Origin of the sequence: Methylobacterium sp. J-026 (assembly GCF_022829585.1) — a bacterium.
Classification (GTDB): domain Bacteria; phylum Pseudomonadota; class Alphaproteobacteria; order Rhizobiales; family Beijerinckiaceae; genus Methylobacterium.
Map to the genome: position 1 here is coordinate 26965 of NZ_JAKSYC010000125.1, position 12063 is coordinate 39027.

The window sequence follows — 12063 nt, forward strand, 5'->3', positions numbered from 1 at the left end:
GCTCAGCGGCGCAGCGCCGCCTCGATCATCCCGGCGACCGCCAGCGCGCAGCCGTCGTCGCCGAAGCGGCCGATCACCTGCACGCCCACCGGCAGGCGCTCGCCCGGCACCGGTACGTTCACGCAGGGCACGCCCATCAGGGTCCAGAGCTGGTTGAAGCGCGGATCGCCCGTCGAGGCCAGGGTCGCGGGGGCCGGGCCGGGGGCCGAGAAGGTCAGGATCGCGTCGTAATCGGCCAACAGGCCCTTGAGCACCCGGCGGGCCCGGTGGGCATGGCGGCGGGCATCGTCGTAGGCGGCCGGGCCGATCGCCGCGCCGGCCTCGAGGTGCTCCCGGACTCGCGGCGGAAGGGCATCGGCCTGGGTGTCGTATTCCCAGGCGAGCGCCAGCCGTCCCTCGTAGTTCTGGATGATCCGGTGCCGCTCCCAGGCCTCCGCAAGCTCTGCCGGGAGCGCGAGGTCGGTGACCTGCGCGCCGGCCCGCTCGGCGGCCTGCCGGGCGCGGTTCAGGGCGGCCTCGGCGGCGGGCTCCGGCGCCTCCGCAAAATCCTGCCGCACGAGGCCGATCCGGGGCGCGGATCCGGTGGCGGCGCCCTCGATCTCCGGCCGGCCGGTGATCAGCGCCAGGGCATGGGCGACGTCCGCGACCCCGGCGGCGAACAAGCCGACCGTGTCGAGGGCCCAGGAATAGGTCTTCACACCGACCGTGGGGATCAGCCGGAACGAGGGCTTCACCGCCGCGCAGCCGCAATAGCTCGCGGGCCGGATCACGGAGCCCGCCGTCTGGGTGCCCAGCGCGAGCGGCAGCATCCCGGCGCCGACTGCGGCCGCCGAGCCCGCCGAGGAGCCGCCGGGCGTGTGGCCGGGATCGTGCGGATTGACCGTCTCCGTCGGATCGCTGCTCGCGAAGGCCGTGGTGGTGGTCTTGGCCAGCGCCACGGCGCCGAGCTGCTTCAGCCGCGCCACGATGGCGGCGTCGCCCCGCGGGTGCCAGCCCGCATAGATCGACGAGCCCATCTGGGTCGGCAGGCTGGCGCTGTCGATGATGTCCTTCACGCCGACCGCGATCCCGGCCAGGGGCCCGGCCTCCGGGATGGCAGGCAACGCGTCGAGGGTGACCAGCGCGTGCAGCGCCGGCTCCCGCGCGGCGATCGCCGCGCGGCACAGGTCGATCGCGCCCGTCGGCGTCAGGGTGCCGGCTGCGATGCGGGCGCGGAGGTCGATGAGTGAGAGCATTCTGTATTCACCCGTTGTTTGCAGGGCCTGTCAACCGGCCCGCCACAGGGCGCCGCATTCCCGAAACGCCGTTGACGAACGCTTTACGGGACCGTGCGCATCGTCCGGACCATGTGGCGTGGCGTATCCCTGTTCTCGGCCCTGGCGCTGTTCGGCGCGGGGCTCACCGCGTGCTCGATCAACCATTTCGAGCGGCGCGACCCGTGGCGCGATCAGGCGGAGCAGGTCTGCCTGGCCAAGAAGCTCGTCGAACCCTCGGACTACATCACGCCGATCGCCGCCATGAACGGCCCGGGGCCCTGCGGCATGCAGCAGCCCTTCCGGGTGACCCGGCTGGCCGGCGGCTCCGTGATCCTGAAGCAGCGGATGACCCTGGGCTGCCCCGCCCTCGCCGAGGCGGAGGCCTGGCTGGCCGACACGATCCAGCCCGCCGCCAATCTCTATTTCGGCGTGCCGGTCGCGGAGATCAACGCCGGTTCCTATTCTTGTCGCGGCCGCAACAACCAGCCCGGCGCCAAGCTCTCCGAGCACGGCTTCGGCAACGCCATCGACGTCATGTCGGTGAAGCTCGCCGACGGCCACGTGATCACCGTCAAGGGCGGCTGGCACGGGACGGAGGCCGAGCAGGGCTTCCTGCGGGAGATCTTCCTGGGGGCCTGCCAGCGCTTCACCACCGTGCTGGCCCCCGGCTCGAACGTGTTCCATTACGACCACATCCACGTGGACCTCGCCCGGCACGACCCCCGCGGCCTGCGGCGGATCTGCCAGCCGCTGATCAAATTCACCCCGCAGCTCGGGACCGGCATCGAACGGCCCCTGTCGCGCCCGGTGCCGCCGCCGCGCCAGCCGGCCGCGCCGCAGGCCCCGGTGGATATCGAGGAGGACGATCCCTACGGCCTCTCGCCGATGTCGAAGGCCGGGAGCCCGACCCAGGTCGCCCGCGCCCCGGCGCGCCCGCCCGCCGCCTCGGCCTACACGGCCGCGCCGCCGGTGCGGCCGGCGCCGCGGGTCGCCACGGCCGTGCCCGAGGAGCCCGCTCAGGATTACGACGAGCCGCTCCAGCTCGGCGCGCCGCCGCCGAGCACGGGGCCGATCTACTGAACGGGCCTGCGGGCCTCCCCATCGACCCCTCCGCCGGCGGCCGGTCACTGTAGCGGCCGCGCCGCACCGCGCGGCAAAGCGTCGTCGCGGCCGAGCTTGCGCTTGACTGGCGGTGCGGCCGGTTCATCGTTCCGGGATGCAGGACCGCACATCCGCCGAGACCAGCGCCATGCGCCCGATCCGTCACGGCCTCGCCCTCGGGCTGGCCCTCCTCGCCCTGGCGCAGCCGGCGCTGGCACGCACGGCCCGCGAGGATATCGAGCCCGCCGAGGAGCGGGAATTCCCGTTCGACGCGCAGATCCCGGGCTGCCAGGACCCGTCGGTGCTGGAGCGGGTCTCGACCAACTTCGCCGAGAAGGAGGCGAAGTACTGGAACTCGTCGATGACGATCCTGTCCTTCGACACGATCGAGCGCACCGCCTGGCGGCCCTGGGGCCTCGACACCTACCCGCGCCGGTTCTGCAGCGCCACCGTGACCACCTCGGACGGCGTGCGCCGGAAGGTCGACTATTCCGTGCGCGAGAGCCTCGGCATCATCGGCGCGACCTGGGGCGTCGAGTTCTGCGTCCACGGCCTCGACCGCGATCTGGCCTACGCCTACGCCACGGCCTGCCGGATGGCGCGTCCCTAAGGATGCGCGGCCCCGCCGCCTGCCTCGCCGCCCTGCTGCTGGCCGGCCCGGCCACCGCCCAGGATTACGGCGGCTTCACCCGCCGCGGCACCCCCGGCGAGTTCGATTTCTACGTGCTGGCCCTCTCGTGGTCGCCAAACTTCTGCGCCGGGGCGGGCGGGCATCGGGACGACGTCCAGTGCACCCCGGGCCGCGGCCTCGGCTTCGTCGTCCACGGGCTGTGGCCGCAATACAGCCGGGGCTTTCCCGAGGGCTGCTCCGCTTCGGTGCGCGCGCCGACCCGACAGGCGATCGAGGTGGCCGGGCAGGTCTATCCGAGCGAGGGGCTCGCCCGGCACGAATGGCGCACGCACGGCACCTGCTCGGGGCTCGATCCCGTAGCCTATTTCACCGCCGCCCGGGATGCCCGGCTGGCCGTGACGATCCCCGACAGCCTCAAGGGCGGTTCCCCGCCGCAGACCCTGGCGCCCATCGAGATCGCCCGGCAATTTGTGGCCGCCAATCGCGGCCTGCGCCCCGACATGATGGCGGTCACCTGCACGCACGGCCAGTTGCAGGAGGTCCGGATCTGCTTCGGCAAGGACCTGCACGGCTTCACCCCCTGCCCCGAGGTCGCCCGCGGCAATTGCCGGGCGCCGGAGATCACCCTCGACGCCGCGCGCTGAGATTTTTTTGGGGCCCCTCGGCGTTCGGCGCTGGACCCGGGCGGCCGGATCGGCTTCACCGCGCTCCCATGAATTATCGGCATGCCTTCCACGCCGGCAACCACGCCGACGTGCTCAAGCACCTCGTGCTGGCGCGGGTGCTCGACCACCTGCGCCTCAAGGACAAGCCGTTCCGCGCGCTCGACGCCTTCGCGGGCCTCGGCGTCTACGACCTCGCGGCCGACGAGGCGACCCGCACCGGCGAATGGCGGGATGGCTGGGGCCGGATGGACGCGCCCTTCGCGCCCCCCGTGGAGGCGCTGCTCGCCCCCTACCGGGCGGCGGTCGCGGCGGTGCGGGCGCGCCACGGCGCCACCGCCTATCCGGGCTCGCCCGCGCTGATCCGCGAGGCGCTGCGGCCCGGGGACAAGGGCGTGTTCGTGGAACTGCACCCGGCGGACGCCGACATCCTGCGGGCGCGGTACGCGCGCGACCCGCGCACGAAGGTCATGAGCCTCGATGGCTGGACGGCGGTCAACGCCCAGGTCCCGCCGCCCGAGCGGCGCGGCCTCGTGCTGATCGATCCCCCCTACGAGGTGCCCGGCGAGATCGAGCGGCTCGGCGCCCACCTCGCCCGGGCGGTGACGAAATGGCCGACCGGCCTGTTCCTGGCGTGGTACCCGATCAAGGATGCGGCCGCCCTCGACCGCATGATCCGGGACCTCGACGGCGCCCTGCCCCGCCCGGCGCTCCGACTCGACCTGCTGATCGATAGGCCGGACGACCCGACCCGCCTCACCGGCAGCGGGCTGATCGTGGTCAACCCGCCCTGGCGTCTTGCGGAGGAGGCGACGGTCTTCCTGCCGGCACTGGCCGAACGTCTGGCTTTGCAGGACTTCGGCGGCTTTCGCTGCGACCCGATCGGCCGGAATGATTGATTCGCCAACATCGAGCCGCGTTCCAGGACGCTGATTCCTTCGATCGGACGAAGATGAGGGTTCGCCCGCGATTCTGATTGTTGCGGCAACGACACATTTTCCCGGCGAACGTGTCCTCGAGCACAAAATTGCTCAAAAAATATGCAACTGCTCCTTGTTTGATTTTGTGTCATTTATCTCTTGATGTCAGCTTGGCCGTGAGTGAACCGGAACGAGCTGCGACCCATGCTGAAGCGATCCACCCTGGCCGGCCTGGCGACCCTGCTGTTGTCCTCGACCAGCATCCTCGCGGCGGATCTGGCGGCGCCCGCCCCCGCCCCCGTGGCGCCCCCGGCGGAACCCTGCAAGGCCACGCTGCTCGGCCCGACCTACGGCGGCGTGATCAAGGCCAACCCGACGCCGACCTGCTTCGCGGCCGGCCCGCTCGGCGACCTCTATGTCGGCGGCGCGGTGACGGGTTACGGCTACGTCCAGACCAACCCGTTCGCGTCGTTCTCGACCCCCGCCGCGCCCAACGACCGGGACCGGGCCGCGCGGTTCGACTTCTCCAACATCCAGGGCGTCATCCAGAAGCCCGAGGGCGGGTTCCAGTTCTACGTCCAGGCGGGCGGCTACTCGATCCCGCAGCTCGGCTTCCCGACGCTGGGCACCTTCACCCAGACCGATCTGCTCTTCGGGCCGGTCCCGGTGGCCTACGGTAAGGTCCAGATCAACGACGAGTGGTCGATCCAGGGCGGACGGATGTTCACCCTGATCGGGACCGAACTGCTGTTCACCTATCAGAACCTGAACATCAACCGCGGCCTGCTGTTCGTGCAGGAGAACTTCATCAACCAGGGCGTGCAGGTCAATTACAGCAGCGGCCCGCTCTCGGTGTCGCTGGCCGGCACGGACGGGTTCTTCTCCAACGAGATCACGTGGTTCACCGGCAACGTCGCCTACAAGCTCGACGACTTCAACACCATCGGCGTCAACGGCGGCTTGAACCTCGGCCGCACCAACGCCCTGGCCCGCAGCCCGCGCTACCAGTTCGCCACGCCGAACCTCCAGCAGAACAGCGGCATCTTCGACATCAACTACACCTACGCGAACGGTCCGTGGATCGTCTCGCCGTACTTCCAGTTCACCAACGTCGAGCGGGATCCGCGGGTGGGGATCTACAACTCCGCCTCCACCTACAGCGGCGCGCTGCTGGCGGCCTACTCGTTCACCGACCACTTCTCCCTTGCCGGCCGCGTCGAGTACATCGAGCAGACGGGCGTGCGGGGCTCCGGCACCACGAACCTGCTCGGCTTCGGCGCCGGCAGCAACGCCTTCTCGGTGACCGTCACGCCGACCTTCACGTTCGACCGGTTCTTCTTCCGGGTCGAGTACGCGCATGTCGAGCTCGGCGGCATCACCCGGGCGAACATCTCGGATACGGGCCTGCTCACGCCCGGCACCGGCTTCGGCCGCACCGGCAACCGCACCGCGCAGGACCGCTACATGGTCGAGACCGGAATCACCTTCTGATCCGATTCGCATCCCGGCCGCGAGGCCGGTTCGGACAAGCCCCCGGCCTGAAGCCGGGGGCTTTTTTGTTGCTTGTAATGGCTCGCACTACATGCGATCCAATATTTCTTAAAGCGGCAGCAATATCTCGGCATTGATCAAGTTAGGCATACGCGTTTGATTATCGCTGTGGCTCATGGGACTTGAGCTGCGGTGACCGGTTCTGTCGAACACTTGAAATGTCACCGCTCCGCCATGTATTCCTCGCCCTGCGCCGGCCGTGGCCGGATCGGGGGGTTAGTGAATGACTTCGATCGAGGCTCTGTCGGCGACCCTGTGGAGGGTGGCGGCGCCAGGCATGACGCCGAAGGCGCTGCGCGCCGCTGTCCGCGAACACCATCCGGAGGCGTCCAAGAAGCATGTCGTTCGCGCCGCCTTCTACGCCCTGATCGACGCCCGCTCCCAGGATGGCCTGACCTTGGACGCGTTGCATGGGTTCGCCCTCAACGAGCGCACGCCCTCCGACGAACCGCCCGTGACGATCGGCAAGTCTCGGAGGCAGAAGCACCGCCGTAGCCCCGAGCGGGCCGTTCTCGAGGCCCCCGCGGTCCCGGAAGCCTCCGAGCGTCCCGAGGCCGCTGCGGCGGCCTGAGGGGCACGGTCGCCGGGTCCGCTGCGCGGAGGCGCGCCCACGCCCTGAACCGGCCGCCGATCGAGGGCGGGGATCGGGGCATCGTCCTGGAGACGAGACCACTCTCCGGGACGATGCGCTAGGCCCGCCGGAGCAGACGGCGGCCGGGGCGATGGCCCTCCTCGCCCGTATCGCGGAAGCCGAGCTTCTCCAGCAGCCCCCAGGACGCGATGTTGGCGGGGCGGCACTCCGCCACGATTGTGCGGCCGGGGAACCGGCCACACAGGAGGCCGATGATCGCCGCCACCGCCTCGAACGCGAAGCCGCGCCCCCGCGCGGCGCCGCCGATCCAGTAGCCGATCTCGATCGCGCCCGTTCCCCGCATGTGCGTGCCCACCACGCCGACGAGTTCGCGCCCGACCGGATCGGATGGCGTCTGCGTATCGCCGTCACCGCGAAGCCAGGCGCCGAGAAAGCAGTCCTGGCCCCGGGCACCGCTGCGGATCAGGTCCTGAGCGTCCTGCAGGGTGAACGGCGACGGCAGGAAGTCCACCGCTGCGGTGATCGCGGGATCGTCCGTGAGCCGGCGCAGGGCGTCCGCGTCCTGGATGTGCAGGGCCGCGATCGACAGGCGCGGGGTTTCGATCCCGGGCAGGTCGACGAGGCTGGCACGGGCGGCGCGGATGGTAAACATCCCTCGGATGTGGGGTGCCCGCCGGTGCGGAAAAGGCACGTGTATGAGCCCCACTCTCATCCCCGGGACGCGGCGAGGACGCCCGGTCGTCCTTCGCGCGACGGTCGCAGACAGGCCGGACGGGAACGGTTGCTTAACCTGAATCCGTCTTCATTGGGGCATCAAGTTGCGTCAGGCAAACGGGTGCGTCGATGCGGGTGCGCGGTACGGGTCAGATGTTGCGGACGCTGTCGCGCGTCGCCCTCATCGGCATCATCGGCGGGGCTGCGGCCGCCTGTTCGTCGGATGCCTCGCGGCTGAGCAATCCGTTCACGAACCCGTTCGAGGGGGAGCCCGCCGCCACCGGCAGCCTGCCGGACGGCAGCCTCAAGCCGGCACCGGTGATCCGCACCGGCCGCATCCAGTCGGAGGCGCTGAGCCCACCGGCAGCCTCGCGTCCGGTCTCCGCGGCCAATCCGGTGGCGACCCATGCCGCCGCGCCGGCGACCCGCGTCGCCTCGACCGGACCGGTCGGCTGGAGCGCCCAGGGCGGCACGCAGATCACCGTGTCGCAGAACGACAGCCTGAACCAGATGTCCACCCGGTTCGGCGTCCCCGCCTCGGCGATCCTGTCGGCCAACGGCCTGACCAGCGCCAGCCAGATCACCCCCGGCCGGCAGATCGTGATCCCGGTCTACAACGCGTCGGGCATGAATCCCGCCGCGGCCCCCATGACCGCCCGCCCGGCCCGGGCTGCGGAGGAGAAGCGCGAGGACGCCAAGCAGGTCGAGGGCAAGCTCGCCGCCAAGCGCGAGGAGGCCGCGCGGGACGCCAAGCGCGAAGAAGCCAAGCGGGACGAGGCCAAACGCGAGGAGGCCAAACGCGAGGAGGCCAAGGAAGCCGCCAAGGAAGCCACCCGGCGGGCTGCCGACAAGGAGGCGGACCGCAAGGAGGCGCTGGCCCGCGATGCCGCTGCCCGGAAGGTCGCCGACGCCAAGACCCACAAGGAGGTGGCGAAGGCCGACGACAAGCCGCGGCACGTGCGGCCCGGCCAGGTCGCCAAGGCCGAGGAGCCCAAGGCGGATCCGAAGGCGGAGGCCAAGGCAAGCGCCAAGGCGGACGCGAAGGCCAAGGCCGACGCGAAGGCCGCCGAGGCGAAGGTCGAGGCCAAGGCCGCCGCGAAGGCGGAGGCGGTCCAGAAGCTCGCCGAGGCCAAGGCCGCCAAGGAGGCCGCGCAGAAGGCCGCCGCCGCGGAGAAGGTCGCCGCCAAGGAGGCGCCGAAGCCGGTCGCCGCGGCAGCGCCCGCCAAGCCCGAGCCCGCCGCCACCGGCTCCGTCGCCGACGCCACGCCGTCGGAGAGCTTTCGCTGGCCCGCCAAGGGCCGGGTGATCTCGGGCTACGGCACGTCGGGCAACGAGGGCATCAACATCGCGGTGCCGGAGGGCACGCCGGTCAAGGCCGCCGAGGAGGGCACTGTCGCCTATGCCGGCTCGGACGTGAAGGGCTACGGCAAGCTGGTGCTGGTGCGCCACGCCAACGGCTTCGTCTCGGCCTATGCCCATAACGGCGAGATCGACGTGAAGCCCGGCGACAAGGTCAAGCGCGGCCAGACGATCGCCAAGTCCGGCGCCTCGGGCAACGTGACCTCGCCGCAGCTGCACTTCGAGATCCGCAAGGGCGGCGCGCCGGTCGATCCGATGTCCCAGCTCGCCAGCAACTGAACGGCGCCTGCAGTCTGAGATCAGCGGCGGTCCCGGAAGGGGCCGCCGTTTTCGTTGGCCGCCCTAGGATTTGGGCTCCTGCAGCGTGCCGTCGGGGCTGTGGTGATCCACCGCCTGCGGCAGCGTCTGGGCGAGGGTCGGGAACAGCTGATCCACCGGGACGCCGAGCTTCTGCGCCATCTGGCGGACCTGCTCGTTGTCCAGGACCTTGCGCAGGTCGTCGGCGGTGATCGGCTCGTTGGGGCCGCGGCCCAGCCAGGAATTCACCTGGCTCTCGTAGCCGGAGCGGCGGAGCTGGTCGAGCAGCGCGTTGAGGCCGCCGGGCAGCACCTGCTGGATGACGCCCGGCAGCGCCTTGAGTGCCATCTGCCCCAGCGAGCCACCGAGGGAATCGAGCAGACTCATCCTGTTCTCCTGTCGGTCACGCCGTCCCATCGGATTTTAGGGCGGCCTCCGGGAAACGGGAGAGGGCGCGGGCCGCCGCGTCGCGTGAACCGCAATTTAATCGACAGCGCCTGGATGTTGGCCCGGTATGCCGCCTCGGAATCCATCCACGGTCATGCGGTCATGCGATCTCTGGTGCTGTCTGTCGTGCTGATCGTCGCGGCCGACGCGGCGCTGGCGGTGCCCGACGAGATGTCCCGTCCGGTCCACGTGGAGCGGGCCCTCGCGGACGCCGTCTTCGTCCGGCCGCTCTACGGCGTGTACCGGCATTGCGGCGGGGCCTGCCTCAAGAGCGGCGCGCTGACCTGGTACTGCTTCGCCAAGCAGAGCTGCTCCCTGAGCTGTGCGACGGCGCCGCCCCAGATGAAATGCGCGACGCCCTAGTGCCGCGCCCCCGGAACGACGCACGCTTGTCAGGGCCCGCTCAGCGCACCTGAGTGCTGAAGTTCGGCTGTGGCTTCAGCCGGCCGTCCACGCTCTGCCCGGCGACCGCGGCCGGCAGGAACTCCGAGAGGGCCGTGGCGACGCGGCCCTCCGGCAGGCCGAGATCGTAGGCGAGGCGCTCGGTGACCGCCTTGGGCAGACAGGTCGCCATGGCGGCGGCCGGGACGGTCTGCCGTTCCCCGGGGGACAGCCAGGAATCGACGGCGGCCCCGTGGCCATCCGCGCGCAGGCGGTCGAGGAGGCCCACGAGGCCCCCGGGATAGAACTTCGCCAGCGCCATCGGGAGCTTGCCGCTGCCGGTCTCCTCGAGCGCGCGGTCGACCGCTGCGACGACATCGCCGATCAGATTCTTCGCACCGTCGAGCAGGCCCATGATTCTCCACCGCATCGCGCTTCGAGGGCTTCGAGAATTCGGGCGTGATTGGCCGCCGGCAAGCGCGTGCGGCAATTGCGCGGTGGATCGCCGCGTGGGTCCCGCGCGCAGGCGAGCACCGGCTCGCTCCGGGCGCGCGACCGATCAAAGGCTTAGCCGGGGTTGCGATGGCAACACATTCGCGCCCGGTTCTGGAGCCTCGTCCCGAAAGGTGGCCGCGGGCGTTCGGAGAAGGACGACGCGGAATCAAGGACCCACAGCCTCGTGCCGGGCCCAGTTCCCGAAAAAAAGATGATGCAGGACCAACGACCTAGCGCATCGTCCTGATTCCGCTGGTCAGGACGATGCGCTAGGATGCGCGCCTCGAAGCTCCGGGAGCCATCCATGAAGCGCGTGCATGCGGGCGTCTTGGACGTCGCCTATCGGGAGGTCGGACCGCCGGACGGGCCGCCCGCGGTGCTGCTCCACGGATTCCCCTACGACGTCCACGCCTGCGACGCGGCGGCCGAGCACCTAGCCGGCGCCGGTGTGCGCTGCCTGATCCCGTTCCTGCGCGGCTACGGGCCGACCCGGTTCCTCGACCCCGCGACGCCCCGCTCGGGCGAGCAGGCGGCGCTCGGGGCCGATCTCCTGGCCTTCCTGGACGCCCTCGGGATCGAGCGGGCCGTTCTCGCCGGCTACGATTGGGGCGGCCGGGCGGCCTGCGTGGTCGCGGCGCTCTGGCCGGGCCGGGCCAGGGGTCTCGTCAGCTGCGGCGTCGGCTACAACATCCAGAACATCCCGGCCTCCGGGCAGCCCGTCGCCCCGGAGGCCGAGCACCGGCTCTGGTACCAGTACTACCTGCACGGGGAGCGCGGCCGGGCCGGGCTCGCGGCGAACCGCGAGGCCTTCTGCGGCCTGCTCTGGCGCCTGTGGTCCCCGACCTGGGCGTTCGACGCGGCGACCTTCGCGGCGACCGCCCGATCCTTCGACAACCCGGATTTCGTCGACGTGGTGGTGCATTCCTACCGGCACCGCTTCGGCCTGGTGCCGGGTGATCCGGCCCTCGCGGAGATCGAGGCGCGGCTGGCCGCGCAACCGGAGATCGCAGTGCCGTCGATCGTGATGCTCGGCGCCGACGACGGCGTCGGGCCGCCGCCTGAGACCGACACGGATGCCCGCCACTTCACCGGCCCGTATCGGCGCGCGATCGTACCGGGGATCGGGCACAATTTCCCCCAGGAGGCGCCGGAGGCCTTCGCGGCGGCGGTGCGCGCCCTGCTGTGACGGCGATTCGGCCGCGCGTCGCTTCGGCGTTGCTTTCGGGAAGCCCCTGGCTATAGTCCGCGCGCTTTTCGACAGGTCTGCAGACGCCGCAACCGGCGGCAGGCCTGCGTGCCAATCGCAGGAGACGCTCGTTGATCACCCCCGCCTTCGCGCAAGGGGCCGCTACGGCCGCTGGCGGAGCGGAGATCGCCTTTCAGGTGATCCCGTTCGTCCTGATCTTCGTGATCATGTATTTCCTGATCCTGCGGCCGCAGCAGAAGCGGGTCAAGGACCACCAGGTGCTGCTCAAATCCGTGCGCCGGGACGACACGATCGTCACCAATGGCGGCCTGGTCGGGCGTGTGGTCAAGGCGGTGGACGACCAGCCGGAGATCGAGGTCGAGATCGCCCCGAACGTCCGTGTGCGGGTCGTGCGGACGATGATCTCCGAGGTCCGGGCCAAGGGCTCGGTGAAGGCCGCTTGAACTTCCA

At 70.7% G+C, this 12063-nt stretch carries 14 protein-coding genes; 10 read left to right on the plus strand and 4 right to left on the minus strand.

All coding sequences use genetic code 11. From position 1 onward, the window contains the following. Positions 1-2: 2 nt before the first annotated feature. The gene (locus MKK69_RS12425) at positions 3-1235 is read right to left on the minus strand and encodes an amidase (RefSeq protein ID WP_243968180.1); all 1233 of its coding nucleotides are present in this window, start codon (positions 1233-1235) and stop codon (positions 3-5) included. Positions 1236-1346: 111 nt separating this feature from the next. Here MKK69_RS12425 and MKK69_RS12430 point away from each other — a divergent pair, with 111 nt between their 5' ends. The 6 genes from MKK69_RS12430 (at position 1347) to MKK69_RS12455 (ending at position 6692) form a co-directional block, all read left to right on the plus strand. Further along, the gene (locus MKK69_RS12430; protein ID WP_243968223.1) at positions 1347-2336 is read left to right on the plus strand and encodes an extensin family protein; all 990 of its coding nucleotides are present in this window, start codon (positions 1347-1349) and stop codon (positions 2334-2336) included. A 169-nt stretch (positions 2337-2505) separates the two neighbouring features. Further along, complete coding sequence (locus tag MKK69_RS12435; RefSeq protein WP_243968181.1) at positions 2506-2967, plus strand: hypothetical protein; 462 nt, start codon at positions 2506-2508, stop codon at positions 2965-2967. Between the two features lie 2 nt (positions 2968-2969). Then, positions 2970-3632 carry a ribonuclease T2 gene (locus MKK69_RS12440; protein ID WP_243968182.1) on the plus strand — a complete coding sequence of 221 codons (663 nt, stop codon included), beginning with the start codon at positions 2970-2972 and terminating at the stop codon, positions 3630-3632. A gap of 68 nt (positions 3633-3700) precedes the next feature. Next, positions 3701-4549: a 23S rRNA (adenine(2030)-N(6))-methyltransferase RlmJ gene (locus MKK69_RS12445; RefSeq protein ID WP_243968183.1), complete on the plus strand. Its 849-nt coding sequence runs from the start codon at positions 3701-3703 to the stop codon at positions 4547-4549. A 225-nt stretch (positions 4550-4774) separates the two neighbouring features. Further along, positions 4775-6061, plus strand: coding sequence for an outer membrane beta-barrel protein (locus MKK69_RS12450; protein ID WP_243968184.1), 1287 nt, complete (start codon positions 4775-4777; stop codon positions 6059-6061). A 283-nt stretch (positions 6062-6344) separates the two neighbouring features. Further along, positions 6345-6692, plus strand: a complete 348-nt coding sequence (locus MKK69_RS12455; RefSeq protein WP_243968185.1) for a hypothetical protein — start codon at positions 6345-6347, stop codon at positions 6690-6692. A gap of 118 nt (positions 6693-6810) precedes the next feature. Here MKK69_RS12455 and MKK69_RS12460 read toward each other — a convergent pair whose 3' ends face one another. Beyond that, a complete protein-coding gene (locus MKK69_RS12460) occupies positions 6811-7365 on the minus strand; it encodes a GNAT family N-acetyltransferase (protein ID WP_243968186.1) in 555 nt (184 codons plus the stop codon). A gap of 191 nt (positions 7366-7556) precedes the next feature. Here MKK69_RS12460 and MKK69_RS12465 point away from each other — a divergent pair, with 191 nt between their 5' ends. Beyond that, positions 7557-9065: a peptidoglycan DD-metalloendopeptidase family protein gene (locus MKK69_RS12465; protein ID WP_243968187.1), complete on the plus strand. Its 1509-nt coding sequence runs from the start codon at positions 7557-7559 to the stop codon at positions 9063-9065. A gap of 63 nt (positions 9066-9128) precedes the next feature. Here MKK69_RS12465 and MKK69_RS12470 read toward each other — a convergent pair whose 3' ends face one another. Further along, positions 9129-9470: a YidB family protein gene (locus MKK69_RS12470; RefSeq protein ID WP_243968189.1), complete on the minus strand. Its 342-nt coding sequence runs from the start codon at positions 9468-9470 to the stop codon at positions 9129-9131. Positions 9471-9644: 174 nt separating this feature from the next. On the opposite strand from MKK69_RS12470, the gene MKK69_RS12475 reads away from it, so the two are divergent. Next, positions 9645-9893 (plus strand): hypothetical protein, encoded by a 249-nt coding sequence (locus tag MKK69_RS12475; protein WP_409564802.1) that lies wholly within the window; start codon positions 9645-9647, stop codon positions 9891-9893. A 40-nt stretch (positions 9894-9933) separates the two neighbouring features. On the opposite strand, the gene MKK69_RS12480 is transcribed toward MKK69_RS12475, so the two are convergent. Further along, positions 9934-10326, minus strand: a complete 393-nt coding sequence (locus tag MKK69_RS12480) for a YidB family protein (protein ID WP_243968191.1) — start codon at positions 10324-10326, stop codon at positions 9934-9936. A 384-nt stretch (positions 10327-10710) separates the two neighbouring features. On the opposite strand from MKK69_RS12480, the gene MKK69_RS12485 reads away from it, so the two are divergent. Further along, positions 10711-11592 (plus strand): alpha/beta fold hydrolase, encoded by an 882-nt coding sequence (locus tag MKK69_RS12485; RefSeq protein WP_243968192.1) that lies wholly within the window; start codon positions 10711-10713, stop codon positions 11590-11592. Positions 11593-11723: 131 nt separating this feature from the next. After that, complete coding sequence (gene yajC / locus MKK69_RS12490) at positions 11724-12056, plus strand: preprotein translocase subunit YajC (RefSeq protein WP_243968193.1); 333 nt, start codon at positions 11724-11726, stop codon at positions 12054-12056. Positions 12057-12063 lie beyond the last annotated feature (7 nt).

What these genes read in the sequence shown, in the direction of transcription:
- MKK69_RS12425 (WP_243968180.1), bottom strand. Translation starts at nt 1,235, where the DNA reads ATGCTCTCACTCATCGACCTCCGCGCCCGCATCGCAGCCGGCACCCTG.
- MKK69_RS12430 (WP_243968223.1), top strand. Translation starts at nt 1,347, where the DNA reads ATGTGGCGTGGCGTATCCCTGTTCTCGGCCCTGGCGCTGTTCGGCGCG.
- MKK69_RS12435 (WP_243968181.1), top strand. Translation starts at nt 2,506, where the DNA reads ATGCGCCCGATCCGTCACGGCCTCGCCCTCGGGCTGGCCCTCCTCGCC.
- MKK69_RS12440 (WP_243968182.1), top strand. Translation starts at nt 2,970, where the DNA reads ATGCGCGGCCCCGCCGCCTGCCTCGCCGCCCTGCTGCTGGCCGGCCCG.
- MKK69_RS12445 (WP_243968183.1), top strand. Translation starts at nt 3,701, where the DNA reads ATGAATTATCGGCATGCCTTCCACGCCGGCAACCACGCCGACGTGCTC.
- MKK69_RS12450 (WP_243968184.1), top strand. Translation starts at nt 4,775, where the DNA reads ATGCTGAAGCGATCCACCCTGGCCGGCCTGGCGACCCTGCTGTTGTCC.
- MKK69_RS12455 (WP_243968185.1), top strand. Translation starts at nt 6,345, where the DNA reads ATGACTTCGATCGAGGCTCTGTCGGCGACCCTGTGGAGGGTGGCGGCG.
- MKK69_RS12460 (WP_243968186.1), bottom strand. Translation starts at nt 7,365, where the DNA reads ATGTTTACCATCCGCGCCGCCCGTGCCAGCCTCGTCGACCTGCCCGGG.
- MKK69_RS12465 (WP_243968187.1), top strand. Translation starts at nt 7,557, where the DNA reads ATGCGGGTGCGCGGTACGGGTCAGATGTTGCGGACGCTGTCGCGCGTC.
- MKK69_RS12470 (WP_243968189.1), bottom strand. Translation starts at nt 9,470, where the DNA reads ATGAGTCTGCTCGATTCCCTCGGTGGCTCGCTGGGGCAGATGGCACTC.
- MKK69_RS12480 (WP_243968191.1), bottom strand. Translation starts at nt 10,326, where the DNA reads ATGGGCCTGCTCGACGGTGCGAAGAATCTGATCGGCGATGTCGTCGCA.
- MKK69_RS12485 (WP_243968192.1), top strand. Translation starts at nt 10,711, where the DNA reads ATGAAGCGCGTGCATGCGGGCGTCTTGGACGTCGCCTATCGGGAGGTC.